The organism is Mycobacterium nebraskense (genome assembly GCF_002102255.1).
GTDB classification, from domain to species: Bacteria; Actinomycetota; Actinomycetes; order Mycobacteriales; family Mycobacteriaceae; genus Mycobacterium; species Mycobacterium nebraskense.
The window spans coordinates 60,039-83,768 of sequence record NZ_LQPH01000086.1 but is presented as its reverse complement, the minus strand read 5'-3'; the positions used below and the strand labels follow the sequence as shown (position 1 = coordinate 83,768).

Genomic DNA, 23,730 nt, shown 5'->3' with positions numbered 1-23,730 from the left:
AGATTCCTCTCATCGTGTCGGTTGTCGACGCTGAATATCTCTGTCACGCTGGGTGATCAATTCGCGCAGGGCTAGCCGGTCCGGCTTGAGCATCGCCGTCAAGGGCAGCTCATCAACAATGAGCAGCTCGTCGGGGGCCTTGTAGTCGGCCAGCTCACTTGCCACGTGGGCGCGCAGTTCAGCCAGTGTCGGCGGAGCGGTGGCGTCCGCGGGAACCACGCACGCGACGCCGATCTCTCCGATCACGGGTGCGGAACGGCCAATCACGGCGGCATGTTTCACGCTGGGGTGCCCGGTGAGCGTCCGCTCCACCTCACCGGGATGCACGTTGTAGCCGCCCCGGATGTACATGTCACCGCGGCGCCCGACAAGTGTGATATTGCCGTCGTCGCCGAGCACGCCGACGTCGCCGGTGCGCAGCCACCCGTCGCGCAGCACCTCTGCGGTGAGTTCCGAGTTGCGCCAGTAGCCACGCATCACACACGGGCCGCTCACCTCAAGTACGCCGTCCGATCCGATCCGCACGTCCATTCCCGCGGCAGGCCGTCCCACGGTGCGGAATTGAACCTCGGGGGCGTCGTCCGGTTCGGTGCCGCTGATGGTCGGGCACTCGGTCATCGCGTACCGCACGACCAGCGGGACCCCGATGCCCTCGGCGACCCTGCGTACCAGTTCGGGTGGCGCCGGCGCTGTGGCCACCACTCCGATCCGCAAGTGCGGCAATGCCTTCGAGGTCACTCCATCGACGTCGAGTAGCTTGGCCCACTGGGTCGGCACCGCGCCCGCCACGGTGACTCGCTCGTTGCGAAGGACGTCGAACATGCCCTGGGCCGACCACGGTGTCGGGGGCACCACCAGCGTGCTGCCCCAGACCAACTGATCCCAGAGCTTGAACATGTAGCCGGCGTGGGAAAACGGCGTGGACGTGAGGCGCCGGTCATAGGGCGCGCTCATCACGCCTGACGCTGCCGCGCCCGCGGCCAGCCGGTCGGCGTCGAAGGCTGCGCCTTTTGGCGTCCCCGTCGTGCCACTGGTGAAGATCAATGCAACAACGTCCCGGCGATTCAACTCCACCGAAGGCGGCGCCGAGCGCGATGTGTCACTGCACAGCGCATCCCGCGACAGCAGCCGATGCCCGGTGCCGGGTAACGCATCAAGCAGTCCGTCGGCGACGACCAACGCCGGATCTGCCTGCTGCAGAATCGATTCGATCTCTCTGCGGCCCAGTCGCGGGTTCAGCCCGGTGGTGATCGCACCGATCATGGCCGCCGCGGCGTAGCACGTCGCGTAGTCGATGCCCGACGGCAGCCACAGCACGACCACATCGCCCTTGCCGACGCCGAGGTCGGCAAACTGGGTCGCGACGCTACGAGCCCGACCGATCCACTCCGCGAACGTGATTCGCGCCCCCGGCTCGACGTAGGCCTCGATATCGCCGTGAACGGCGGCCGCCAGCTCCAACATCGCGCGGGTATCCACGACGTCGGAGCTCAGCGGTACGCGGTCCACCTACGGCTCCTCGGCGCCGAGAATCATTGTGCCGCTGGAGCAGAACCAGCCGCCGGTGCCGCTGACACAGGCGATCTTGGCATCGGGCACTTGGCGCGGGCCGCATTCACCGCGCAACTGTCGCGCAGCCTCGACCAGCAGGAACAACCCCCGCTGACCGGGGTGGCACGCCGACAGCCCGCCACCGTCGGTGTTGGTGGGAAGCGCGCCGCCCAGGCGCAGCGAGCCTTTCTCGACGAAGGCACCGCCCTCCCCCTTGGGGCTGAAGCCGAGGTCTTCGATGGTGAGCAGCAACATGTAGGTGAACGCGTCGTAGATTTCGGCGACGTCGACGTCGGACGGCGAGACCCCGGCGCGGGCGAAGGCCAGCGGTCCGCTGACCGCGGCCGGGCCAACGGTGAGGTCGTCCCACTGGGAGGTGAGCATGTGCGAGGTCGTTTCCGCTGAACCCAGCACCCACACTGGCTTACTACGTAGATCCTTCGCACGTTCCGCACTGACGAGCACTGCCGCGGCCCCGCCGTCGCTGCGAATGCAGCAGTGCAGCTTGGTGAACGGGTCGGCGATCATCGGTCCGCCGAGCACGTCGTCGATAGTAATCGGTTCGCGATAGTAGGCCTCGGGATTGTCGGTCGCGTTGAACCGCGCGGACACGGCGACCTCGGCCAGCTGCTCGATCGTGGTGCCATAAGTGAACATGTGCCGCCGCGCGGCCATGGCGTACTTGGAGATCAGGGTGTGGCCGTAGGGCGCTTCCCACTGTAGGGGTCCGCGTGCGCCCCAGTTGATGTTGGCCCCCCGCAATCCCTTTCGAAGATCCGAGCGGGCGGTCGAGCCGTACGTCAGCAGGACCACGTCGGCGTGCCCAGCGGCGATCGCATCAGCCGCGTGGGCGGCCATCACCTCCCACGACGCTCCCCCGACCGCGGTGGAGTCGATCCAGCGGGGCCGCAGACCGAGATACTCGCCGACATCGACCGGGGGCAGTGTGCCCTGGCTGGTGGAGGCCAACCCGTCGACGTCATCGGGTGTCAGACCGGCATCCGCCAGGGCGCGGCGGCTGGCCTGCGCGATCAGCTCGTAGGGTCCCTTGTCGTCGACCCGGCCGACGTCGGACAGGGCGACGCCCGCGATGGCTGCGGCCCCAGCGGCGCCGCTCACTGGGCGCGGTCCTGGGCCAGCAGTTCGGCCAGCACGTCGGTGGGCTCACCGAACAAGTGCCGAAACACGTGCGCGCGCTTCAGATACAGGTGCATGTCGTTCTCGAATGTGTAGCCCATCCCGCCGAACACGTGGATGCCCGCGGCGGCATTCTCGACGGCCGCCGACCCGGCCACTGTGAGGGCCGACAGCACCTGCATCAAGGCGTCGGCGCGGCCACTGCCGACAGCGATCGCAGCGAAGAACGTTTGCGCCTGAGCGGCCTCGGCAGCGATCTCCATATTGACGCAGGCGTGCTTGATCGCCTGGTGCACCCCGATCGGCTTGCCGAACTGCACACGAGTCTTGGCGTGTTCGGTCGCCGACGCTGCGGCGGCCGCGGCCAATCCGGTGAGGTAGCCCGCCGCGAGTACCGTGGCGCGTCCCCAGATCCATTCGTCCTCGGCGGGCAACCAGTGCAGGGGTTCGGCGGATTCGACCGTGGCCGAGGATATTCGGGTACCCGGGTCTGCGGCGGTCACGGATTTAAGCGGTCCGAAGGAATCGATGCCGACCAGTGCGGCACCACTGCGGGCCACCAGCAGGGCGTGCGAGACACCCGCCGGGTCGAACAAATCGAAAGTGCCTTTGACCGGGCGCACGTCGCCGTCGCCGCGCAATACCGCGAGGGCCACCGATGCCGCCCCGGAGCCGATCCGCTGCGCCAGCGCGTCGTCGCCGCAACGGGCGGCCACCCGGGCGCCCAACGTGCATGCCAGGAACGGCCCCGGCGCGAGCCGCTTGCCGAGCTCGACGAACAGCAGAGCCTCGTCGTCCAACCGCCGGCCCGACCCACCGGACGCCTCGTCGAGCCCGAGTGTGAGCAGGCCCAGCTCGGCGCATTCTCGCCACAGTGACTCGGGAATCGGCGCTTCGGCGTGACGATTAGCGCGGATCCGGTCCACTGGCATCCGATCGGCGAGGAATTCTCCTGCTGCCGTGATGATTTCGAGTTGCTCAGCTCCGGGCAGCAGGTCCACCGTCATCTCCTCTCATCGCGGCAGCCCCAACACTCGTTCGCCGACGATGTTGCGCTGAATCTCCGACGTCCCGCCGCCGATGGCTTGGGAGAAGCTGTAGTAGTAGTAGCCGACCCAGCCGTCGACGTCCCAGCGCGATGAATACCGGACCGAGGCGGGACCGACAACATCCATCGCCAATCTGCCGATCTCCTTGGCCAATTCGGCATACATCAGCTTGACGATCGAACCCCGCGGGCCGGGCGTCTCGGTCTTCATGGCCTCGCAGATATTGGTGTAGGTGAGCGCCCGCAGCGACGCCACCGAGGCGCGGGCCCGCGCCAGCCGTCGCGCGATGTCGTCGTCGGCGATGGCGGGCCTGCGGCCGTCCGGCCCGACATGGTCGCGGGCATAGTCGATGAGGTCCTCGATGATCTTCGCCAGCCGCACCTGGTTGGCGGTGAACGCGGTGCCGCGCTCGAAGGACAGGGTGGCCATCGCAACCGACCAGCCTTCGCCGACATCGCCGACCACGTTGCTCAGCGGGATTCGGACATCGTCGTAAAACACTTCGCAGAATTCCGAGCCGCCCTCGATGGTCTCGATAGGGCGGACGTCGATGCCCGGCGTGCTCATGTCGCAGATCACCCAGGTGATGCCCTTGTGCTTGCTTCCGGTGTTGTCCGTGCGCACCAGCAGCTCCTGGTAATCGGCGACGGTGGCGAAGCTGGTCCACAGCTTCTGCCCCGAGACCACCAGGTCCTCGCCGTCCACCACCGCCTTGGTGCGCAATGCCGCCAGGTCCGATCCGGCGTCGGGCTCGGAGAAGCCCTGACACCAAATCACTTCACCACCAAGGATTTTCGGCAAGTGGAAAGACTTCTGTTCGTCGGTGGCCCTGGTGATCAGAGTGGGCCCGGCGTGCGAGTTGCCGACGAAGCATGCATCGATGCCGGGGAACCCCCGCGCGGCGTACTCCTCGTACCAGATCAACTGCTGAAGCAGCGTCAGCCCCTTGCCGCCGTATTCGGTGGGCCAGGCGATGCCGGCCCAGCCGCCCTCGGCCTGAGTGCGTTGCCAGGCAAGGTCGTATTCACGGATCCCCGCGTCGTCGCGCGGGCGGGGTTCAGCCGGTTTGTTCTCGTCGAGCCATGTGCGGACCTGGTCACGGAACTCGAGCTGGTCAGGCGTGAAGTCGAGATCCATGATCCGGAATTCTAGGTGACACGACAGTCAGAAACAATGCGTCGTTCATTGGCGGCGATACCTCGCTGCCAGCTGCTCGGTGCCGCGGGCCAGCAGTGCCACGTCCGCTCCTACGAGCACGAAGCTCGCCCCGGCCGCCATGTAGCGGCGCGCCAGTGGCTCGCTGAACGCATTAACCCCAGCGCGCTTGCCGTGTTCCACGATGGTCGCCAGCGCGGTTTCTATGGTGCTCACGACGTCTGGATCCTCCGGCTGCCCAAGTTTGCCCATCGAGGCTGCCAGGTCGGCCGGTCCGATGAAGACGGCGTCCACTCCGTCGACGTCGGTGATCTCTCCGAGCTGTGCCAGACCGGCCACACTCTCCACCTGGACGGTCAACGACACGGCCGTGTCAGCGGTGACGAGATAGTCAGAAATGCGGTTCCAACGGGACGCTCGGGCCAACGCGCTGCCGACCCCGCGGATGCCGTTGGGCGGATAACGCGTGGCGGAAACCGCCGCGACTGCCTCACCAGGGCCATCGATCATCGGGACGATGATGTTCTGAGCCCCGATGTCGAGCAATTGCTTGATGAACACCGGGTCAGCCGAGGGCGGCCGCACCAGCACGTCGACATCCGGGTAGCCGGCCAGCACCTGCAGCTGTCCGAGGGTGCTGCGCAGATCGTTGGGCGCGTGCTCCTGATCCAACAGCAGCCAGTCGATCCCGGATCCTGCACAGATTTCGGTGACGTAACCGCTGCCCGAGGCCACCCACATGCCGATGCGCGGGTCGCCGTCGCCGATGCGCTGTGTCCACCGGTTTGTCACGATGCCTCCGAATCGAACGTCACCGACACCGTGCCCAGCGGTCCATAGTCGGCGACAAAGGTGTCCCCCGGTTCGGCGAACACCGGCTTGGTGAACGATCCGGACAGGATGACCTCGCCGCGTTCCAGCCAAACACCGTGTGGAGCAAGCCGATTGGCCAGCCAGGCCACGCCATTGCCGGGATGGTTGAGCACCGCAGCGGCTACCCCGGATTCCTCGATGGTGCCGTTGCGCAGCAGCAGGGCCGCCACCCAGCGCAAGTCGACGTCCAACGGGCGGAACACCCGCCCGCCCAGGACCAGACCGGCGTCCGCGGCGTTGTCGGCGATGGTGTCAACGATGGTGCGCAGATGACCGGTTTCGGGGTCCGACATCTGCACCCTGGCGTCGAGGATCTCGAGTGCGGGAGTCACGAACTCGGTGGCCCGCAGCACGTCGAACAATGTGACGCCGGGGCCGGATAGCTGCTCGCCCATTACGAACGCCAACTCGACCTCGACGCGCGGACGGATATAACGGCCCAGCGGTATGCGGCCGCCATCCTCGATGAACATATCGTCGAACAGCGCGCCGTAATCCGGTTCGTCGATCGACACCGCCCGCTGCATCACCTTCGAGGTCAGACCGATCTTGCGACCCTTGACTTCTCGCCCGTCGGCGACCTTGAGCGCGACGAGTGCCCGCTGCACCGCGTAGGCGTCCTCGATGGTCATGTCGGGATAGTCCAACGACAACTGCCGGATCGGCGTGCGGGTCTGCTCGGCCTCGTAGAGCCGCCGGGCTATGTCCGACAGCTCGTCCTCGGCGGGTCTGCTCATCTCGTAAGGAACTCGATCGCCGCGGCGTTGAACGCCTCGGGATCCTCGAAATGCGGCCAGTGCCGCACCGAGGGCATCTCGAACACCTCCGAATTCGGGATCAGGTCGGCGATGGTGCGCGCCGTGTCCTGATACACGCCGTGGTCCTTGCCCGATGCCACGATCATCACCGGCGCCTCGATGCCGCGCCACTTGTCGTCGGGAATCAGGTTGCGGTGACGCACCTTCTCGTCCTGCAGGATCAGCAGCCGGTCGATGGTGTTGCGGGTGTCCTCGCGCCGATACACGGCCTGGCGTAGGCCGATGAGATCGGGCAGCCGATTGGCTTCGTCGGCGATCAGGTGAGCGAACACGGCGTGCAGCGATTCCCACGTCGGCTCGTTGACCGCCTTGGTTCGTTCCGTGCGGATGCGCGCCATATTCGACGCCGAGGCTTCCCGTCCGGCCGGCGACATCAGGATCACTTTCTCCACCCGGTCGGCGTGGCCGACGCAGACCGCGGACGCCACGAACGCGCCCAGCGACATGGCGATGAAGTTGGCCGACGCCATGCCGAAGTGGTCCATCACCCCCAATACGTGTTCGACGTAAACCGCGATCTCATAGTCGTAGTCCGGCTTTCCGGAGAACCCGTTGCCGACCATGTCGATCGCCACGCAGTGGAAGTGCTGCGACAGTGCTGCGAGATTGGGCGCGAACGTCTCCCAGTGCCCGCCGGTGCCGTGCAGCAGGATGGCGTGCGGCTTGTCCGGACCGCCGGCCTCGGCATAGCGGGTACGGACGAGGACTCCATTGACCGGGATGTCAATGAACCCCTGCCGGAACTCGAGCTCCTTGAGGTACATCCAGATGCTGCGGTAGTTCTCGGTGTCGACCCGGCTCACATCGACCGCGTCGGCCGGTGCTGGTGCTTGGCTCATCATCACCTTCTCAATCTTCGTATCTGACATATATGTCATCTGGCGCTGGCGTCGCGATGCATGCCCCTCATCGTCGCACAAGCTCTATGTTCCCATGTAGGGAATGGCTCCCACCGCTCGGCCTGCAAGTAATACGCCTAGAGTCATTCCGCTCCATTCCATTGCTTCTGACACTTGTATGCGGTAATACTGGGCAGGTGAACACTCCGGCCGGACGCCGCGTCCTCGCCGACCTGGTCAACGAGTTTGCGGCCGTGCGGTTGTCGCTGGACGTCAACGGCAACGGCCCCCGCCTGCTCGTCGAGGACCTGGAGGGTGGCGAGCAGGTCTTCTTGTGCCCCTTGGAGTTGGCCAGCTTCACCATGGCCACCGCCGAAGACCGCGAGGAGTGGATCAGGGTGGGCAATTACCGCGGCGAGCGCCGCTCAACGGAGCGGCCGTGAGCGCCGCCGCCGACCTGGTGGGTCTGGGCATGACCGCGATGTCGCTGCGTCCCGGCGCGACGCCGCTCGAACTGGCCGTCAAGGCGAGCGCCGCCGCGTTGGCCGACGCCGGACTCGAGCGGGCTGACATCGACGGGATCCTGGTCGGCTCGTCGCAGGGGGTTCGGCCGGAACGACTGGGCGTCGGCTTCGCCGCCGCGGCCGGCTTCTCGGATCTGCGCCTGTTGGAGCACGTCGAGATCAAGGGCGCCACGACCATCGCCATGATCCAGCGCGCGTGCCACGCGATCCTCACCGCTGAGGCGGCAACCATACTGTGCGTGTTCGCCGACGCGCCCCTGGTGGCCGGCCGCGGCGCGGGCTCGACCTACGCACACAGTGGCGGCAACGCTGGGGTGCGCGGACTGGAGCGGGCCTCGGGGCTGCTTGGCTCGGTCCCGACGTATGCGCTGCTTACCCAGCGCTGGCTGCACGTCACCGGCACCCGCACCGACGCGCTGCGCTCCGTGGCCACCACGGCAAGGGCATGGGCGTGCGGCAATCCCGACGCGGTCAACCGCGAGCCGCTCGACGACGCCGGCTATGACTCTTCCCCGATGGTTGCCGAACCACTTCGACTGCTCGACTGTGCTCGGCCGGTGAACGGGGCGGTCGCCGTCGTGCTCACCGGGCGGCCCTCGGTCGGGGGCACCCGATTGCGGGTTCGCGGCACCGGGCGCGACCATCCGGTGCGGCGCCGTCGCTCAGGAGCCGAGTCGTGGTTCGGCGGCGGTGGCCGCGCGGTCCAGGACGCGCTCGAACAGGCCGGTATGGCCCGATCAGACCTGCACGTCGCCGAGCTGTACGACCCGTTCTCGATTGTGACCCTGGTGCTGCTCGATGAATACCGGCTCACCGGTGACATTCCCGCGGGTGCGTTCGTGCGCGACGGCCACACCGGGCCGGGCGGCACACTGCCGACCAATACCGGCGGTGGCCAGCTGTCCGGTTTCTACCTGCAGGGCATGACGCCCTTGGCGGAGGCGATGATTCAGCTGCGCGGCACCGGCGGGCAACGTCAGGTTCCCGGGGCCACGGTGGCGCTGGTCGGCGGTATCGGCGGCCGAATGGACCACCATGCCGCGTTGGTGCTGGAGCGTGCCGCATGACCGCCACCGCGGTCGAGGACTGGCTGCTGGACAGCGCACTGGCGCCCGCCGCCGATGACGACATGCTGGCGCCGCTGTACCGAGCGGCCGCACGCAATGAGCTCGCATTGCCGTTCTGCGCGGCTTGCGCCCTGCCACTCGAGCTAGATCAAGAAGTCTGCGACCAATGCGGGAACGCCGAACAAGACTGGCGCACAGTTGATTTACGCGGGACCGTACACGCTGCGACGCTCATGCACCGGCGTGAAGCGGGCCTGGTGCACGGCCTGGTGCCCTACCCCGTCGTCGACGTCGAGCTGACGAGTGGGCACCGGATTGTGATGACGACAGTGCAACCTGCGGACACCGCACCGCCCATCGGCACAACAGTCCATATTGGTTTCCGCCACCTCGGCGACGTCGCCATCCCGGCCATCGACATTCTGGAGGACCAGTGACGACACTTGAATCCGCCCCCGCCGTCGACGACTTCGACGTCGGCAGTGTCATCCGCCACGACCGTGTGCACGGGACCGTGTATACGTCCACCGAGATCTTCCGACGCGAAATGGACACTATCTTCAAGACCGGATGGGTCTACGTCGCCCACGAGAGCGAGGTCAGCGAGCCGGGTGACTACCTGACCCGAATGATCGGCCACGACCCGGTCGTCGTCGCACGCGGTAAGGATGGCGTGGTTCGCGTGATGCTCAACCGCTGCACTCACCGTGCCAACAAGCTGTGCAACGCCGAGAAGGGCAACGCCAACTCGTTCCGGTGCCCGTATCACGGCTGGACATTCGGCAACACCGGTGCTCTGCAGGGTGTTCCGATGCGTGAGGGTTACGGCGAGGAGTTCAACAAGGTGCGTTCCGAGCTGGGCCTTGCCCAGGCGCCTCGGGTCGACAGCTACGGCGGATTCGTCTTCGCATCATTGGCGCCAGACGGCATCTCGTTAACCGAGCACCTTGGCAAGGCAACACGCGCCATCGACCGTCTGCTCAACCTGTCCCCCACCCGCGAGATCGACCTGCGGGCCAACTGGATGAAGCACTTGCACCACGCCAACTGGAAGATGGTGGTGGAGAACAACGTCGACGGTTACCACGCGCTGTTCACCCATGCCTCGGTGTACGACGCGATCAAGCCCGCCAAGGTGTCGCACGTCCCGACTAAGGTCGACGTGCTGGTCCGCGACCTCGGTAACGGCCATTCCGAGATCGACTACAGCGACGAATACCGGAAACTCGACGAGGAATTCGTCTGGTACGGCAGGATCCCGCGAGCCAAGCTCGCCGACTACGTCGGCGCGCTGGAGGGTGCGTACGGCCCCGAGCAGGCGCACGACGCACTGGTGGTGGGTCCACCACACACGTTGATATGGCCCAACCTCTTCCTCGCCGAGATGAACGTCATGTTCGTCGAACCGCAGGCGCCCGACCGCACCATCGCCTACACCACCGCGGTCCTGATACCCGGCCAGGATGCGTTGAACGAGCGCACGCTGCGCCGTTCCGAGGGGGCGATGGGTCCTGCGGGGTTCTTGATCGCCGACGACGGAGAGATCGGGATGCGCAACCAGGCCGGGCTCGCTGCCGAGCTGCCGGAGTGGCTGATGCTGGCCCGCGGCATAGAAAGCGATGTCGACGACATGACTGGAATCATCAACCGCGACAAGAGCGCCGAGACTCCCCAGCGCGGTTTTTACTCACACTGGGCCTCGGTCGTCGGTGGGAGAAGCGGAGCATGACCGTCAACTCCGAAGCCCAGGCACGTCCCGCTCTACGCGCGCTGCCCGCCCCCGAGATCCTGTCGTTTCTCTATCTGGAAGCGCGGCTGGCCGACGAGGGCCGCTACTCGGAGTGGGAAGCGCTGTGGGCCGATGACGACGACACGGTCGAGTACCGCGTCCCGATGCACCCCGACGATGACCCGCGCACCACGCTGGCCTACATCAACGACAACCGGCGACGGATCAAAAGCCGGGTGGCTCAGCTCAACACGGGCAACCGGCACTCCCAGACACCGCCGTCGGTAATGCGGCGCGTGGTCTCCAACAGCGAGGTGGTGGAAACGGGCGCCGACTCCGTCACCGTGGAATCCAACTTCGCTCTATTCGAATACCGTCTACGTCAACGCTTCTGGGCCGGCCGGGTTATCCACACGATTCGCTTGTCACAGGACGGCCCCCGGCTGATTCGCAAGATCGTGCACCTGATCGACGCAAGCGGCCCGGTCGAGACACTCGCTTTCCTGATTTGAACGGACTTCATCTGATGCTCATCGGTGACATCGCGACCAACAACTCCCGCCGCTACCCCGACAAGCGTGCGCTGGTCGATGCCGACCGGGCGCTTACCTGGTCGCAGGTCGACGACAGAGCCCGGCGGCTCGCCGCCTTCCTGATCGGACGGGGGCTGGTACCGGGCGACCGGGTGATGGTGATCGCCCGCAACTGCATCGAATGGCCTGAGATCTCGTTCGGCCTGGCCAAAGCCGGGCTGATCACGGTGCCGGTGAACATCAGGCTGGCTCCCGACGAAGTCGCCCACGTCCGCGACGACTCCGGCGCACGAGCGGTGATCATCCACGCCGACCACTTGGACAAGTTCCTGGGCGAATTAACCGAGCTGGCACTGATATTAGGCGTGGGCGCGCACTCAATGCTCGGCACGAGCGAGTTGGTCACCGACTACGAGACGGCGCTGGCGCAAGCGCAGCCCGGCGCCGAGCGCCGCGACATCACGCCGGACGACGTGGCGTTCATCTTGTACACCAGCGGTACCACCGGTCGCGCCAAAGGTGTGATGCACACTCATCGCGCCCTGCTCTACCAGGCGGCCGACACGAACCTGGTCACCGAGGCCAACCGCTCCGACGTCATGCTCGCGACGACACCGTTCTTTACTGCAGGCGGCATGGTCCGCACGGTGTCTTGGCTCTATCTCGGTCAGACCATGGTGATCCATCAGAGATTCGACCCGCAGGCGGTGATCGACGAGATCGAACGCAGTGCGATCACGTTCACGACCTTCATCCCGACGATGCTGCACCGGACGCTGGCGATCCTCGAAGACGGCCCACCGCGGGACATGTCGAGCCTACGGCGCATCTCCTATGGTTCGGCCCCAGTGCCGCCGGGCCTGGCACGTAAGGCAATGGACCTGCTCGGCTGCGAGCTGCAACAGCGCTACGGCCTCACCGAATGCGGAGGACAGGCAACGATCCTCACCCCGCAAGATCACCGCGACATCGTCGCCGGCAAAACCTCGATCGCGACCTCATGCGGACAGGAAACCCCGATGTGCGTGATCCGCGTCATCGACGTCGACGGCAACGACGCCCCGCCCGGCGATGTCGGCGAAATCGTCATCACCAGCCCCGCCAACGCGATTGGCTACTGGAACCGGCCCGAGCAGACCGCCGAGACGTTCCGTCCTGATGGGCTGCGCTCCGGCGACTTGGGCTACCTTGACGAGGAGGGCTACCTCCACATCACCGGTCGCAAGACCGATCTGATCATCTCCGGCGGGTTCAATGTCTACCCGGCGGAGATTGAGCGGGTGATCGCGCAGCACTCCGATGTCGACATGGTTGCGGTGGTCGGGGTGCCTGACCCCGAGTGGGGTGAGACGCCGGTGGCCGCCGTGATTGCCAAATCCCACGTCGGCGATCAGGACGCACTGACTGCGGAACTGGCTGCGTTGTGCCGCGCGGAATTGGCCGGTTACAAGCAGCCGCGCCGGTTCGTGTTCTGGCGTGAGTTCCCGTTGGGGCCCGCGGGCAAGATCCTCAAACGCGAGATCGCTAACCAGGTGAACCACGTCAGCCAGTCGGGTGGGAAGATGCCGGTATCGACCGGATCGACCGAGGAGCGACGATGATCGAGCAGACCGACCTTGCCACTATTGAACTCCAGGTCGCCGACCACGTCGCCACCGTGGCGCTCAACCGGCCCGAGAAAATGAACAGCTTCACCGAACAGATGGCCGCCGAACTCGCCGCGGTGTGGGCCCGAGTGCGCGACGACGAGGACATCCGGGCCGCGGTGCTGTGCGCCAACGGCGAGCGCGCCTTCTGCACCGGCATCGACGTGACCGAGGGCACCTGGTGGAAGCACCGACCGATCTTCAATCAAGAGGATCCGGGAGAATTGCTGGGGCCGAAGGCACACAAGGTGTGGAAGCCGGTGATCGCGGCACTGCACGGCATCGTGGCCGGCGGCGCCATGTACTTCGTCAACCAGTGCGACTTTTCGATCTGCAGTGAGACGGCCACCTTCTTTGACCCACATGCCAACGCGGGCATCGTCTCGGCGCTGGAGCCGATGGGCATGCTGGCCCTTGGCGTGCCCTACGGCGAGGTGATGCGCTGGGCGCTGCTCGGCAGCGAGGAGCGGATGTCGGCGCAGACCGCGCTGCGAATCGGGCTGGTGACCGAGGTGGTCCCGGACGACCAATTACGCGTCCGCGCCTTCGAACTGGCCTCCGAAATCGCCGCGCGCAGACCCAATGGCGTGCAGGGCACCGTTCGCGCGATGTGGGAGGCCCGCGATCTGACCCCCAGTGTCGCCGCCCGGCACGGCAAGTTCTTCACCGACCTTGGCAACGCCGGGGCTACCCCGGACTCGTTGAACAACAAGAAGAAACCCCGAACAAGATGAGGAGGAGGCGATGACCGACACCGCGACCGAGACGTTGGTCCAGTTCGACCTCCTGATTGGGGGCGAATCATCCTCCGCTGCGTCGGGATTGACCTACGACAGCGTTGATCCCTTCACTGGCAGGCCCTGGGCGCGCGTGCCCAATGCCGCGGCGGCCGATGTGGATCGCGCCGTCGGCGCCGCCCGTGCCGCGCTGAATGGACCGTGGGGTGCGCTCACTGCGACCGCCCGCGGCAAGCTACTGCACCGACTCGGTGAGATCATCGCACGCGAAGCCGACCAGCTCGCCGAACTCGAGGTGCGTGACGGCGGCAAGCTGGTTCGCGAAATGGTCGGCCAGATGCGGTCGCTGCCGGATTACTACTTTTACTATGGCGGGCTGGCAGACAAGCTGCAGGGCGACGTCATACCGGTGGACAAGCCCAACTACTTCGTCTACACCCGCCATGAGCCCGTCGGCGTGGTCGGCGCGATCACGCCCTGGAACTCACCGCTACTGCTGTTGACCTGGAAGTTGGCCGCCGGGCTGGCCGCGGGTTGCACGTTCGTCGTCAAGCCAAGCGATCACACCCCGACGTCGACATTGGCGTTCGCAAAGCTGTTCGCCGAGGCCGGTTTTCCGCCGGGCGTGATCAACGTCGTCACCGGCTGGGGACCGGAGACGGGTGCCGCGCTGGCGTCGCACCCGGGCGTCGACAAGGTCGCGTTCACCGGGTCGACGGCCACCGGCATTCACGTCGGCAAGGCCGCGATCGAGAACATGACCCGGTTCTCACTCGAACTCGGCGGCAAGTCGGCGCAAGTGGTGTTCGCCGATGCTGACCTCGACGCCGCGGCCAACGGGGTGATCGCCGGCGTCTTCGCCGCCACCGGCCAGACGTGTCTGGCGGGCTCGCGCCTGCTGGTAGACCGCAGCGTCGCGGACGCGTTGGTGGAGAAGATCGTCGCGCGGGCGGCGACCATCAAACTGGGCGACCCGAAGGACCCGACGACCGAGATGGGTCCGGTGTCCAACTTGCCGCAGTACGAAAAGGTGCTGTCGCACTTCGCTTCCGCACGTGAGCAGGGGGCGACGGTCGCCTACGGCGGCGAGCCCGCCAGCGACCTCGGCGGGTTCTTCGTCAAGCCAACGGTGCTGACCGGCGTCGACCCGTCGATGCGGGCCGTCGCCGAGGAGATCTTCGGACCCGTGCTGGCGGTGATGACCTTCGAAGACGAAGACGAAGCCGTCGCCGCGGCCAACGGCACCGAGTTCGGACTGGCCGCGGCTGTGTGGACCAAGGACGTCCACCGCGCGCACCGGGTGGCCGCCAAGCTGCGGGCCGGCACGGTGTGGGTCAACGCTTATCGAGTCGTCGCGCCTCATGTTCCGTTCGGTGGCATCGGCTACAGCGGCATCGGACGGGAGAACGGCATCGACGCCGTGAAGGACTTCACCGAGACCAAAGCGGTCTGGGTGGAGCTGTCCGGAGAGACTCGCGACCCGTTCACGCTCGGCTGAATCGACAAAAGGGAAAGACATGACGCTGAATCTCGCGGCCGCCGACAAGGTGCTGGCCGGACTGCGGCCGTTTCCGGTGGCGGTCACCACGATTGACGGCGGTTTCGCTAATGGGCTGATGTCGCTGTCGGCGGGCTCGGCCAGCATCGTGCCGGAGCTGCCACGCGCGACCGTCAGCCTGACCAAATACAATAGGACGCACGACATGCTGGTGAACTCCGGCATTTTCGTGATGCACATGCTGTCGGCCGGCCCGCACGAGATCGAGAAGTCGATGGAGATCCTGATGACTCTCGGCGGCAGCTCGGGCCGGGACGGTGACAAGATCTCCAAGCTGCGGAGCAAGCCGGGCGTCACTGGTGCGCCGATCCTGCTTGACGCACACAGCTACGTGGAATGCCGCATCACGGGGTCGCTGGACAACGACGAGAACACCATCTTTGTTGGTGACGTCGTCGCCGCGGAGGTGTTCAGCTCCGAACAGCGGCTGCGGATCGGTGAGGCATGGGGCAAGTTGCCGCACGAGTGGATCGAGCAGTACGAGGCCAACCACGAGCCGCAGCTGCAGAGTGCACGCGACCTGCGGGCTGCTGCTGCGGCACGGGTCTGATGTCCGAAGGGCCTTCTGGCGCATGGCAGCTGCCGGAAGAATTGGTGATGCTGCGCGATACGGTGCGGCGGTTCATGGATGCGCATGTGCATCCCGTCGAGGAGAAGCTGGACCACGACACAGTCGGGCTACCCCGCGAACAGCTCGTCGCGCTGCAGGCAAAAGCCAGGGAGGCCGGACTGTGGTCACTGCAGACGCCCGAGGAGTACGGCGGCGCCGGGCTCAGTGTCCTCGGCCAAGTGGTGGTCGCCGAGGAGGCAGCGAAATGCCGGATGGGGGCCTTCTTTCCGGCCCTCGGAGCCTTCGGCGGCAACCCCCCCAACATTATGTTCAAGGCGACACCCGAACAGTTCGAGAAGTACGCCCGACCTGTCATCGATGGGATCATGTCCAAGGCGTACACCGCGATCACCGAGGCTTCCGGTGGGTCGGATCCGGCGCGGGCGATCAAGCTCAAGGCGACGCGTGACGGCAGCAGCTACCTGCTCAACGGCTCGAAGATGTGGATTTCACATGCTCCCGATGCCGATTGGGGGGTGGTGTATGCCCGCACCGGTGAGGGGCGCCATGGTATCTCGGCTTTCATTCTCGAAAAGGGCACCCCAGGAGTCACGTTCAGCCGGATCCCCGTGATGGCGTCCTTCGCCCCTTACGAGCTGCACTTCGATAACGTTCGGCTCCCGGCCGAACAGCTGATCGGCGAAGAGGGACAGGGCTTTTCGTTAGCCGGGGAGTTCCTGGTGCACGGCCGCATCGTGTACGCCGCCGGGCCGATCGGCATTGCGCAGAGCGCGCTGGACATGGCCTGCCGATGGGCCAGGGACCGAGACGTGTTCGGCGGCAGGCTGGCTGACAAGCAGGGCATCCAGTGGATGCTGGTGGACAGTGAGGTAGACCTGCGGGCCGCACGGCTGCTGATGTACCAGGCCGCATCGAACGCCGACCTCGGACGCGACGTCCGGGTGGATGCGTCGGTGGCCAAGATGTTCGGAACCGAAGCAGCCTACCGAGTTCTGGATCGGTGCATCCAGATTCACGGCGCGCTGGGAATCTCTACCGAACTGCCGCTGGAGCGATGGTTTCGCGACCTGCGCGTCAAGCGTCTGGGCGAAGGTGCGACGGAAGTCCAGCGCGAGATCATCGCGCGATCGCTGGTGCGATAGCCGCGGCGACAATGGAGCTGAAAGGGACCGAAGTGCGATACAACCTGATGTTTCCGATGCGGGCCGTCAAGCACTGGAACCGCTGGTGCGAAGGCGCCGGTATCGGGGACGTCGCACGACTGGTGGAAGAGGCCGGCTTCGATGGCTTTTCCATGTCCGAACACCCCTATCCGGATCGGGAGTGGCTGGCCCGCGGCGGCCACCACGCCTTCGACCCGTTTGTGTCGCTGAGCTTCGCGGCGGGCGCCACAACCCGCGTCAGGTTGATGACTTACATCTTGGTATCGGGTTATCGCAGTCCGTACCTGACGGCAAAGGCCGCAGCGAGTTTCGATCTGCTCTCGGGTGGTCGGTTCACATTGGGCACCGGGGCCGGCTATCTCAAGGCCGAATTCGAAGCGCTAGGAGCCGATTTCGATCGGCGAGGCGCACTGCTCGACGAGGCGATCGCGGCGTGGAAGGCGACGTGGGCGGGCGTCGATCATGCCGGGCCGGAGTTCGGGGTGAGCGGTCACGTCGCGCTGCCGCCGCCGCTGACGACGGGTGGTCCCCCTATCTGGATCGGCGGCAACGGCGCCGCCGCGCAACGCCGTGTCGTCGAGGTCGCCGACGGCTGGATGCCGATGGCCGCGTCGGGCGAGATGGCCGCGATCACCCGCGCCCGCCCACTCGAGGACATCGACACGCTTGGTGACTGGATCGCGAGGGTGAACAAGCAGCGGGCGGAAGCGGGCCGCGGCGCTGCTGACGTCGCCTTCGTTCCGTTCGAAGCGCACCTGCTCGCCAGCGGCAACTGCGAGAGATTCTGCGCCGCGGTGCAGCCGCGGCTGGACGCCTACGCCGAGGCGGGTGTCACGTGGATCACCATCGAGCCGGCCAGCAGGAGCTACACAGACTTCCGGACCGACATCGACATGCTGAGCTCCCAGTTGATCAACCGATGAAAGGCTCTACGATGGCGCTGCCCGACCTGGTGCTCGTGCACGGCGGCGAGCACGCCGGTGACTGCTGGGATCTCGTCATCGCCGAATTGCGCCGCCAGGAACCCGGATTGCGCACTCTCGCAGTGGATCTGCCCGGACACGGCAACAAGCCAGGCGACCTCGCGACCGTCACGATCGCCGATTGGGTGGACTCTGTCATCGCGGACATCGAGGAAGCGGGTCTCGGTGACATCGTGATCGTGGGCCACTCGATGGCGGGTGTGACCGTCCCCGGCGTCGTCGCCAAACTCGGTTCATCACGAGTCCGTGAGATGGTTCTCGCAACGGCATTCGTACCGCCTCAGGGTTCGGCCATCGCGGACACGCTCGGTGGCCCGCTGGCGGTCTTCGCGCGGCGCGCCGCCCGAATCGGCAGACCCATGAAGATTCCGGCACCGGCGGCGCGGTGGGCGTTCTGCAACGGCATGACCGCCGCGCAGCGCCGACTGACGATGTCGAAGTTGCAGGCTGAATCCGCGCGGGTACCCGGGGAGCCGGTGGATCGCAGCGGACTGCCCGCCGATGTGCCGCGCACCTGGATATTGACCACCCGAGACCGCGCCCTGTCGGTGGCGTCGCAGCACGCGAGCATCGCCGCGCTCGGCGGCGTGGAAACCGTCATCCCGGTTGATGCCTGCCACGAGGTGATGTTCAGCCATCCAGAACGATTGGCACAGATACTGATCGAGCGATGCCGGTTACGGGGGGTAGGGATCAGGTGACGGATTCATCGCCAAAGGCCGCCCGGCCTGCGCCGACGTGCTTCTTCGTCACCGACGGAAAATACTATGTGCCTACTCCTTTGGCGAGAGGGCCATGGGGTCCGTCGCTCAGCGGCAATTACATCGGTGGGTTGTTGGGGCGAGCGGTCGAGCAAGAAGTCGACGATGTCGACCTTCAGCCCGCCCGGCTGACCGTCGACCTGCTCAGGCCGGTGGCGCTGCAACCACTGCAGATGCATTCCTCGGTTGTGCGTGACGGCCGCCGACTTCGACTGGTCGACGCGGTCATGACTCAGAACGACGTGATCGTGGCGCGGGCCAGCGCATTGTTCCTCCGCCGCAGTGAGCACGCCGTGGACACCGTGTGGACGTCACCCGTCACGATGCCCGCAGTGCCGGCGGAGCCCGACGTGCTGAATGACGATGTCCCAATGGTGTTTCACTCGTTCGGCCGGGACCCAGTCGCGGGGAGTCCGGGTGTCGGCATCAAAGAGTGGCGACACCACGGCCAGAAATTCGCGTGGATGCGGGAGACGAAGTTTCTCGTCGATGACGAGCCATTATCGCCTTTCACTCGCGCCGTCATGGCCGGAGACGTCACCAGTTCGCTAACCCATTGGGGTACTGAGGGATTGCAGTTCATCAACGCCGACTACACGATCACGCTCAGTCGCCTGCCGGAAGGTGTCTACATCGGATTGGCGTCGGTGACCCACTACAGCCATGCGGGGGTCGCCACTGGGGTGGCGACCCTGTTTGACGAAACCGGGCCGATCGGCAGCGGGATGGCAACGGCGTTGTCGAACCCGGGATTCACGCCACCACCGTCAATGGTGGTGAGCTGACCGGAGCTCAGGTGATGGCACTTCGAGCTTCAGTTCGATCAAGTCGTGTACTTGATGTGCGTCGATACCTCCCTGCGGCGCACAAGCATTGCCCTGGAAATGCTGGGCACGCACCATCTCGGCTGCCGGCTCTGGAACCGTGATCATTGGGGCTTAACCGCTCATCCGTTGCGGATCGCCTCAGCGAGTTTCGCGGGCGCATCGATCATGACAAAGGCGGAGCAATCCGGGATCTCGATCAACGCGGCATGTGGAAACGCGTCGCGTAGCCGGCGAGCATGGTCGAGGGGGAACAGTTTATCCTCGGTGCCCCATGTCAATGTGACGGGTCTGTCGAACGCCTTGATCGCAGGTGCGGCACGCAGAGTCAGCGCCGGATCCAGTGAGGCGGTCACCATGACCGCGTCGCGACGGGCCGCTCCGCTGGTGGCGAACGCACCGAAGATCTCCCGTTGCCGCTCGCGGGAGGGCGGGTGCTTGGACACCGCCTTCAGGAAGAAGCTCTGCCCTGGTCCAGTGGCCAACAGGCGGACAATTCCTCCACCCACCCGGGAGCTGAGACGGCACAGCTTGACGATCTGAGCGAAGGAGCCAGGCGGAAAGTGTTCGTAGCTATCGCAATTGGTGAGTACCAGACGGGCGATGCGGGATGTGTCCAGACCTGGATCGCCCAGCGATGCCAGCACCAGTCCACCACCGGTGTCGTTGGCCACCACGGTGACGTCGGTCAGATCGAGGGCTTCCATGAAGTGGACGATGCGCCGCGCTGCCGCCTCAGCGCCCAGGTCGGCGCCGCCGGTGGGGGTGCTGTGGGCGCCCAGCGGCCAGGTCGGCGCGATGCAGTGGAAGCCCTCCCCTAGTTCAGCCACGACGTCGTTCCACACCGCGCCGGTGACATAGACGCCGTGGACGAAAAGGATCGTCGAACCCGTTCCGCTGTCGGTATATTCGATGTCCAAGTTGTCTACTCGTACTGTCTGGGTTGTCACGTCGACTCTCCTGTGCTCAGTGGCCACGAAAATTTGGGGTGCGCCGCTCGCGGAAGGCGCGTGCCCCTTCTCTGAAGTCAGCGGTCTCGACCAACGCCAACTGCCCCTCGGCTTCGATAGCTTGCACCGGCTCGAGCTCGGCCAGGGTCGCTGCGGCCAGCGCACGCTTCGTCCAGCCGAACGCCAACGTTGGACCGCCGGAGACCGACCGCAGCACGTCGGTCAGCACCGACTCGTATTCGTCCGCGGAAGTGATGTGCGAGATCATCCCCCATTCAAATGCGGTTGCAGCGGAGATCTTTTCCGCGGTCATGGCCATGCGAGAGGTGCGCGCTCGACCAATCAGCAATGGCAGCAGCGCGGACGCACCCCCGTCCGGCATCAGCCCGACCCGGGTAAAGGCCAACTGAAAGTACGACGCTGGCGCGGCCACCACCAGATCGCAGGCGAGCGCCAGCGAACACCCGAAGCCAACGGCCGCTCCATGGACACCGGCGATCACCGGCTTGGGTAGCGAGGTGATCGCCCGGACCACCCGGTTGGCGGCATCAGCGGCGCCCGCAGTGTCACCGCCGGTCAGGTCGCCGCCGGAACAGAATGCTCGACCGGCACCGGTGAGCAGCACCGCGCGGACCGATTCGTCTGCCTCGGCATCGCGAATGTGAACCGACAACTCCTCGAGCATGGGGGTGTCGACGGCGTTGAGCTTCTCCGGTCGGTCCAGCCGGATCCGCAGCACCGCGCCGTCGTGCTCGACCGAGATGCCGTTCATCGCAACGGGATCATAGGCCGAGGTCGCGTCCGATGATGTCCTTCATGATCTCGGTGGTGCCACCGAAGATCGTCATGATGCGATTGTCCATATAGTCGCGCGCGACGCGGTATTCCGTCATATAGCCATAGCCGCCGTGCAACTGCACGCAGCCATCGATCACCTTCTTGGCGGTCTCGGTGCACCACCATTTTGCCTTCGATGCCTCGACTGCGGTGAGTTCCCCGTCCACTACCGCCCGGAGGCACCTGTCGATGTATTGCTCGCCGATCTCGAGCTCGGTGTCCATCTCGGCCAACAGGAATCGGTTGTGCTGGAAGCTGCCGATCGACTGGCCGAAAGCCTTGCGGTCCTTGGCGTATTGCAAGGTCTGCCGCCAGGTCTCGCGTGCGCCGGCGATGGCTGAGATGGCGATGGACAACCGTTCCGAAGGAAGGTTGTGCATCAGGTGGTAGAAGCCGCGTCCCTCTTTGCCCAGCAGGTTCGCCGATGGCACCCGAACGTTCTCGAAGGCCAGCTCGGCGGTGTCCTGGTAATGCAACCCCATCTTTTCGAGCTTGCGGCCGCGGCTGAAGCCCTCCATGCCTGCCTCGACCACGAGCAATGTGAAGCCCTTGTGGCCGGCCTCGGGGTCTGTGCGGCATACCACCACTACCAGATCGCAGTTGATGCCGGACGAGATGAATGTCTTGGCGCCGTTGATGATCCAGTCGTCACCGTCGCGGACGGCCGAGGTGCGGATCCCGGCCAGGTCGCTGCCCGCGCCAGGCTCGGTCATCGCTACGGCGACGATCAGTTCGCCGCTGATGATGCCCGGCAGCCAGCGCTCCTTCTGCTCATCGTTGGCCAACGACGAGAAGTACGGGCCCACAACGTCATTTTGCAGGCTCAACGACGGCGACGGCCCTCCGTATCGGGCGATCTCCTCGTCGATGACCGCGTTGAACCGGAAGTCGTCGACTCCCCCGCCGCCGTACTGCTCGGGCATGTTGAACCCGATCAACCCGTATTTGCCGGCGGCGACGAACGCCGAGCGGTCGACGATGCGGTCGGCTTCCCAACGCTCGGCGTTTGGCACGAGTTCACGCTCGATGAACTGCCGGACCGTCTCGCGGAATGCCTCGTGCTCCGGCTCCAGAACGAGTCTTTTCATGTGGTGATCTCACTCTCCATACAGTCGTCGCATTTCTTCACCGACTTTGCCAGAAACTCGCGAAACGACCTGCGCTCCCCGCCTTCGCAGATCGGCATCCGGGATCGGCAGCACAACAGCACCGGTCGCCTTCGACGGCAGCAACACCTTGGCGGTGCCTCGCGTGGTGGTTTCGCCCCTTTGGCTGGTGGCGAAGACGTCCAGCGACACTGGGTCTTCAGCCCCCTCGCCCTTTGAGGTGACCGTGCCAGTGCAGCGGTGCACGTCTCCGTGGTAGTTGAAGCCGCGTAGTTGCAGATCCATCTCAGCCAGCCAGCCGTCGTCACCGATCCAGTTGGTCAGCAGGTGGCTTACCCACGCCGCGCGCATCTGACCATAGTCGTACGGCGCCGGAATACCAAGTGCCTGAGCGCGTTCGGCATCCCAGTGCAGTCGCTGCACGACGTCGGGGACGCCATACTCATCCGGCTGGTAGAAAGCGGGCATCCGCTTGCGTAATTGGTGGGCGAATTTCAGCGGCCCCACGCCGTAGCCGCCCCAGCCCCACCCCATGTGCATCGAGATGATGTCGACGACAGTCAACGGGCCCTTGATGATTCCGGGGAGTTCGTCGCCCACCGAGACGTCCTCCCACCACTGGGGATCAGCGCCTCGCCGTCGCTCTGCCTCGTACTCCTCCTCGACCTGGGCGAACTCCTCGGGAGTCCAGTGCTTGCGCGCAATGTCCTTGAGCTTCCCGGACTTCTTCGAACCCTGGCGCTCGGCGTTGATGTAGGACTCGTCGCGGGTCGCGATCGGGTTGCCGTCGATGTCGACGTAGAGGTAACGGAAGGTTTCCTTGACCGAACGCCCACCGGAGAATTCACTTTCCTTCACCTGGACGTCGAGGGTGTAGTTCTCCGCTAAGACCGGCCTGCCCGCGTAGATCGGGCGGTACCACGTCCACTTCACCCCCGAGTAGTACTTACCAGTTCCGCGAAACAGACCGCGGAACAGCTTCTTCCGCTCCGGATCGGTGAACTTGGGGGTCTGATCCAGGCCCGTCGCGATCGGGAAGGTCGGCGATGCGATCTGTCCGTGCCAGCGTGTCGACAGCCCGTACGTCGGGTCGTGGAACAACGGGTTGTCGTCACCGCAGCCGAAGGCGAAGTGCGTGATGGCGTCGGCCGACGGCAGCTTGTTCCACGCTTCGTCGCGCTGGTGAACGGGAATTCCGATCTGCCCTTTGGCGCGTTCGATGTCCTCGTCGGTGATGCGGCCCTCTTCGGCGGCCAGATCATCCCCCGTCGCTTCGCTCGCCCCCGCGTCGGCACTGGGCTTTTGGGTGGTGGTCATCG

General features: G+C 65.6%; 24 protein-coding genes. 13 read left to right on the top strand and 11 right to left on the bottom strand.

Features of this window, described 5'->3' with window-relative positions; genetic code table 11:
- Positions 1-9 precede the first annotated feature (9 nt).
- From AWC17_RS09800 to AWC17_RS09770, 7 genes are read right to left on the bottom strand one after another with little or no spacing between them, the layout of a single operon-like run.
- Complete coding sequence (locus AWC17_RS09800; protein WP_011724929.1) at positions 10-1,509, bottom strand: class I adenylate-forming enzyme family protein; 1,500 nt, start codon at positions 1,507-1,509, stop codon at positions 10-12.
- Complete coding sequence (locus AWC17_RS09795; protein WP_011724928.1) at positions 1,510-2,670, bottom strand: acetyl-CoA acetyltransferase; 1,161 nt, start codon at positions 2,668-2,670, stop codon at positions 1,510-1,512. It abuts the gene before it with no gap.
- Positions 2,667-3,695 carry an acyl-CoA dehydrogenase family protein gene (locus AWC17_RS09790; protein ID WP_080516359.1) on the bottom strand — a complete coding sequence of 343 codons (1,029 nt, stop codon included), beginning with the start codon at positions 3,693-3,695 and terminating at the stop codon, positions 2,667-2,669. Before AWC17_RS09790 ends, AWC17_RS09795 begins: the two co-directional genes overlap by 4 nt.
- 6 nt (positions 3,696-3,701) lie before the next feature.
- Positions 3,702-4,874 carry an acyl-CoA dehydrogenase family protein gene (locus AWC17_RS09785; protein ID WP_009953832.1) on the bottom strand — a complete coding sequence of 391 codons (1,173 nt, stop codon included), beginning with the start codon at positions 4,872-4,874 and terminating at the stop codon, positions 3,702-3,704.
- A gap of 45 nt (positions 4,875-4,919) precedes the next feature.
- On the bottom strand, positions 4,920-5,684 hold the full coding sequence (locus AWC17_RS09780; RefSeq protein WP_011724926.1) for an aldolase/citrate lyase family protein: 765 nt from the start codon (positions 5,682-5,684) through the stop codon (positions 4,920-4,922).
- Positions 5,681-6,502: a 2-oxo-hept-4-ene-1,7-dioate hydratase gene (gene hpaH / locus AWC17_RS09775; RefSeq protein WP_011724925.1), complete on the bottom strand. Its 822-nt coding sequence runs from the start codon at positions 6,500-6,502 to the stop codon at positions 5,681-5,683. Before hpaH ends, AWC17_RS09780 begins: the two co-directional genes overlap by 4 nt.
- Positions 6,499-7,425 (bottom strand): alpha/beta fold hydrolase, encoded by a 927-nt coding sequence (locus AWC17_RS09770; protein ID WP_009953827.1) that lies wholly within the window; start codon positions 7,423-7,425, stop codon positions 6,499-6,501. Before AWC17_RS09770 ends, hpaH begins: the two co-directional genes overlap by 4 nt.
- 194 nt (positions 7,426-7,619) lie before the next feature.
- Between AWC17_RS09770 and AWC17_RS09765 the strand changes: the two genes are divergently transcribed.
- The 13 genes from AWC17_RS09765 (at position 7,620) to AWC17_RS09705 (ending at position 19,479) form a co-directional block, all read left to right on the top strand.
- On the top strand, positions 7,620-7,865 hold the full coding sequence (locus tag AWC17_RS09765) for a hypothetical protein (protein ID WP_009953826.1): 246 nt from the start codon (positions 7,620-7,622) through the stop codon (positions 7,863-7,865).
- Between the two features lie 29 nt (positions 7,866-7,894).
- The gene (locus tag AWC17_RS09760; protein WP_033722667.1) at positions 7,895-9,013 is read left to right on the top strand and encodes a thiolase family protein; all 1,119 of its coding nucleotides are present in this window, start codon (positions 7,895-7,897) and stop codon (positions 9,011-9,013) included.
- A complete protein-coding gene (locus AWC17_RS09755; protein WP_009953823.1) occupies positions 9,010-9,450 on the top strand; it encodes a Zn-ribbon domain-containing OB-fold protein in 441 nt (146 codons plus the stop codon). The genes AWC17_RS09760 and AWC17_RS09755 overlap by 4 nt, the downstream gene beginning before the upstream one ends.
- On the top strand, positions 9,447-10,742 hold the full coding sequence (locus AWC17_RS09750) for an aromatic ring-hydroxylating oxygenase subunit alpha (RefSeq protein ID WP_011724923.1): 1,296 nt from the start codon (positions 9,447-9,449) through the stop codon (positions 10,740-10,742). Before AWC17_RS09755 ends, AWC17_RS09750 begins: the two co-directional genes overlap by 4 nt.
- Complete coding sequence (locus AWC17_RS09745; RefSeq protein WP_011724922.1) at positions 10,739-11,254, top strand: aromatic-ring-hydroxylating dioxygenase subunit beta; 516 nt, start codon at positions 10,739-10,741, stop codon at positions 11,252-11,254. Before AWC17_RS09750 ends, AWC17_RS09745 begins: the two co-directional genes overlap by 4 nt.
- A 14-nt stretch (positions 11,255-11,268) precedes the next feature.
- A complete protein-coding gene (locus AWC17_RS09740) occupies positions 11,269-12,876 on the top strand; it encodes a class I adenylate-forming enzyme family protein (RefSeq protein WP_011724921.1) in 1,608 nt (535 codons plus the stop codon).
- A complete protein-coding gene (locus AWC17_RS09735; protein ID WP_011724920.1) occupies positions 12,873-13,655 on the top strand; it encodes an enoyl-CoA hydratase/isomerase family protein in 783 nt (260 codons plus the stop codon). The genes AWC17_RS09740 and AWC17_RS09735 overlap by 4 nt, the downstream gene beginning before the upstream one ends.
- A 10-nt stretch (positions 13,656-13,665) precedes the next feature.
- Positions 13,666-15,156 (top strand): aldehyde dehydrogenase, encoded by a 1,491-nt coding sequence (locus AWC17_RS09730; protein WP_011724919.1) that lies wholly within the window; start codon positions 13,666-13,668, stop codon positions 15,154-15,156.
- Between the two features lie 19 nt (positions 15,157-15,175).
- Complete coding sequence (locus tag AWC17_RS09725; protein WP_011724918.1) at positions 15,176-15,766, top strand: flavin reductase family protein; 591 nt, start codon at positions 15,176-15,178, stop codon at positions 15,764-15,766.
- Positions 15,766-16,929 (top strand): acyl-CoA dehydrogenase family protein, encoded by a 1,164-nt coding sequence (locus tag AWC17_RS09720; RefSeq protein ID WP_033722641.1) that lies wholly within the window; start codon positions 15,766-15,768, stop codon positions 16,927-16,929. Before AWC17_RS09725 ends, AWC17_RS09720 begins: the two co-directional genes overlap by 1 nt.
- 11 nt (positions 16,930-16,940) lie before the next feature.
- Positions 16,941-17,873 carry a TIGR03619 family F420-dependent LLM class oxidoreductase gene (locus AWC17_RS09715; RefSeq protein WP_011724916.1) on the top strand — a complete coding sequence of 311 codons (933 nt, stop codon included), beginning with the start codon at positions 16,941-16,943 and terminating at the stop codon, positions 17,871-17,873.
- Between the two features lie 11 nt (positions 17,874-17,884).
- Positions 17,885-18,634: an alpha/beta fold hydrolase gene (locus AWC17_RS09710; RefSeq protein WP_011724915.1), complete on the top strand. Its 750-nt coding sequence runs from the start codon at positions 17,885-17,887 to the stop codon at positions 18,632-18,634.
- 131 nt (positions 18,635-18,765) lie between these two features.
- Positions 18,766-19,479, top strand: coding sequence for a thioesterase family protein (locus tag AWC17_RS09705; RefSeq protein ID WP_263426360.1), 714 nt, complete (start codon positions 18,766-18,768; stop codon positions 19,477-19,479).
- Between the two features lie 161 nt (positions 19,480-19,640).
- Here AWC17_RS09705 and AWC17_RS09700 read toward each other — a convergent pair whose 3' ends face one another.
- From AWC17_RS09700 to AWC17_RS09685, 4 genes are read right to left on the bottom strand one after another with little or no spacing between them, the layout of a single operon-like run.
- Positions 19,641-20,438 carry an alpha/beta fold hydrolase gene (locus tag AWC17_RS09700; protein WP_011724913.1) on the bottom strand — a complete coding sequence of 266 codons (798 nt, stop codon included), beginning with the start codon at positions 20,436-20,438 and terminating at the stop codon, positions 19,641-19,643.
- Positions 20,439-20,484: 46 nt separating this feature from the next.
- Entirely contained in the window at positions 20,485-21,240 is a 756-nt protein-coding gene (locus tag AWC17_RS09695; RefSeq protein ID WP_011724912.1) for an enoyl-CoA hydratase, read from the bottom strand.
- 10 nt (positions 21,241-21,250) lie between these two features.
- The gene (locus AWC17_RS09690; RefSeq protein WP_047322068.1) at positions 21,251-22,393 is read right to left on the bottom strand and encodes an acyl-CoA dehydrogenase family protein; all 1,143 of its coding nucleotides are present in this window, start codon (positions 22,391-22,393) and stop codon (positions 21,251-21,253) included.
- 9 nt (positions 22,394-22,402) lie between these two features.
- The gene (locus tag AWC17_RS09685) at positions 22,403-23,728 is read right to left on the bottom strand and encodes an FAS1-like dehydratase domain-containing protein (RefSeq protein ID WP_011724910.1); all 1,326 of its coding nucleotides are present in this window, start codon (positions 23,726-23,728) and stop codon (positions 22,403-22,405) included.
- Between the last annotated feature and the right edge of the window lie 2 nt (positions 23,729-23,730).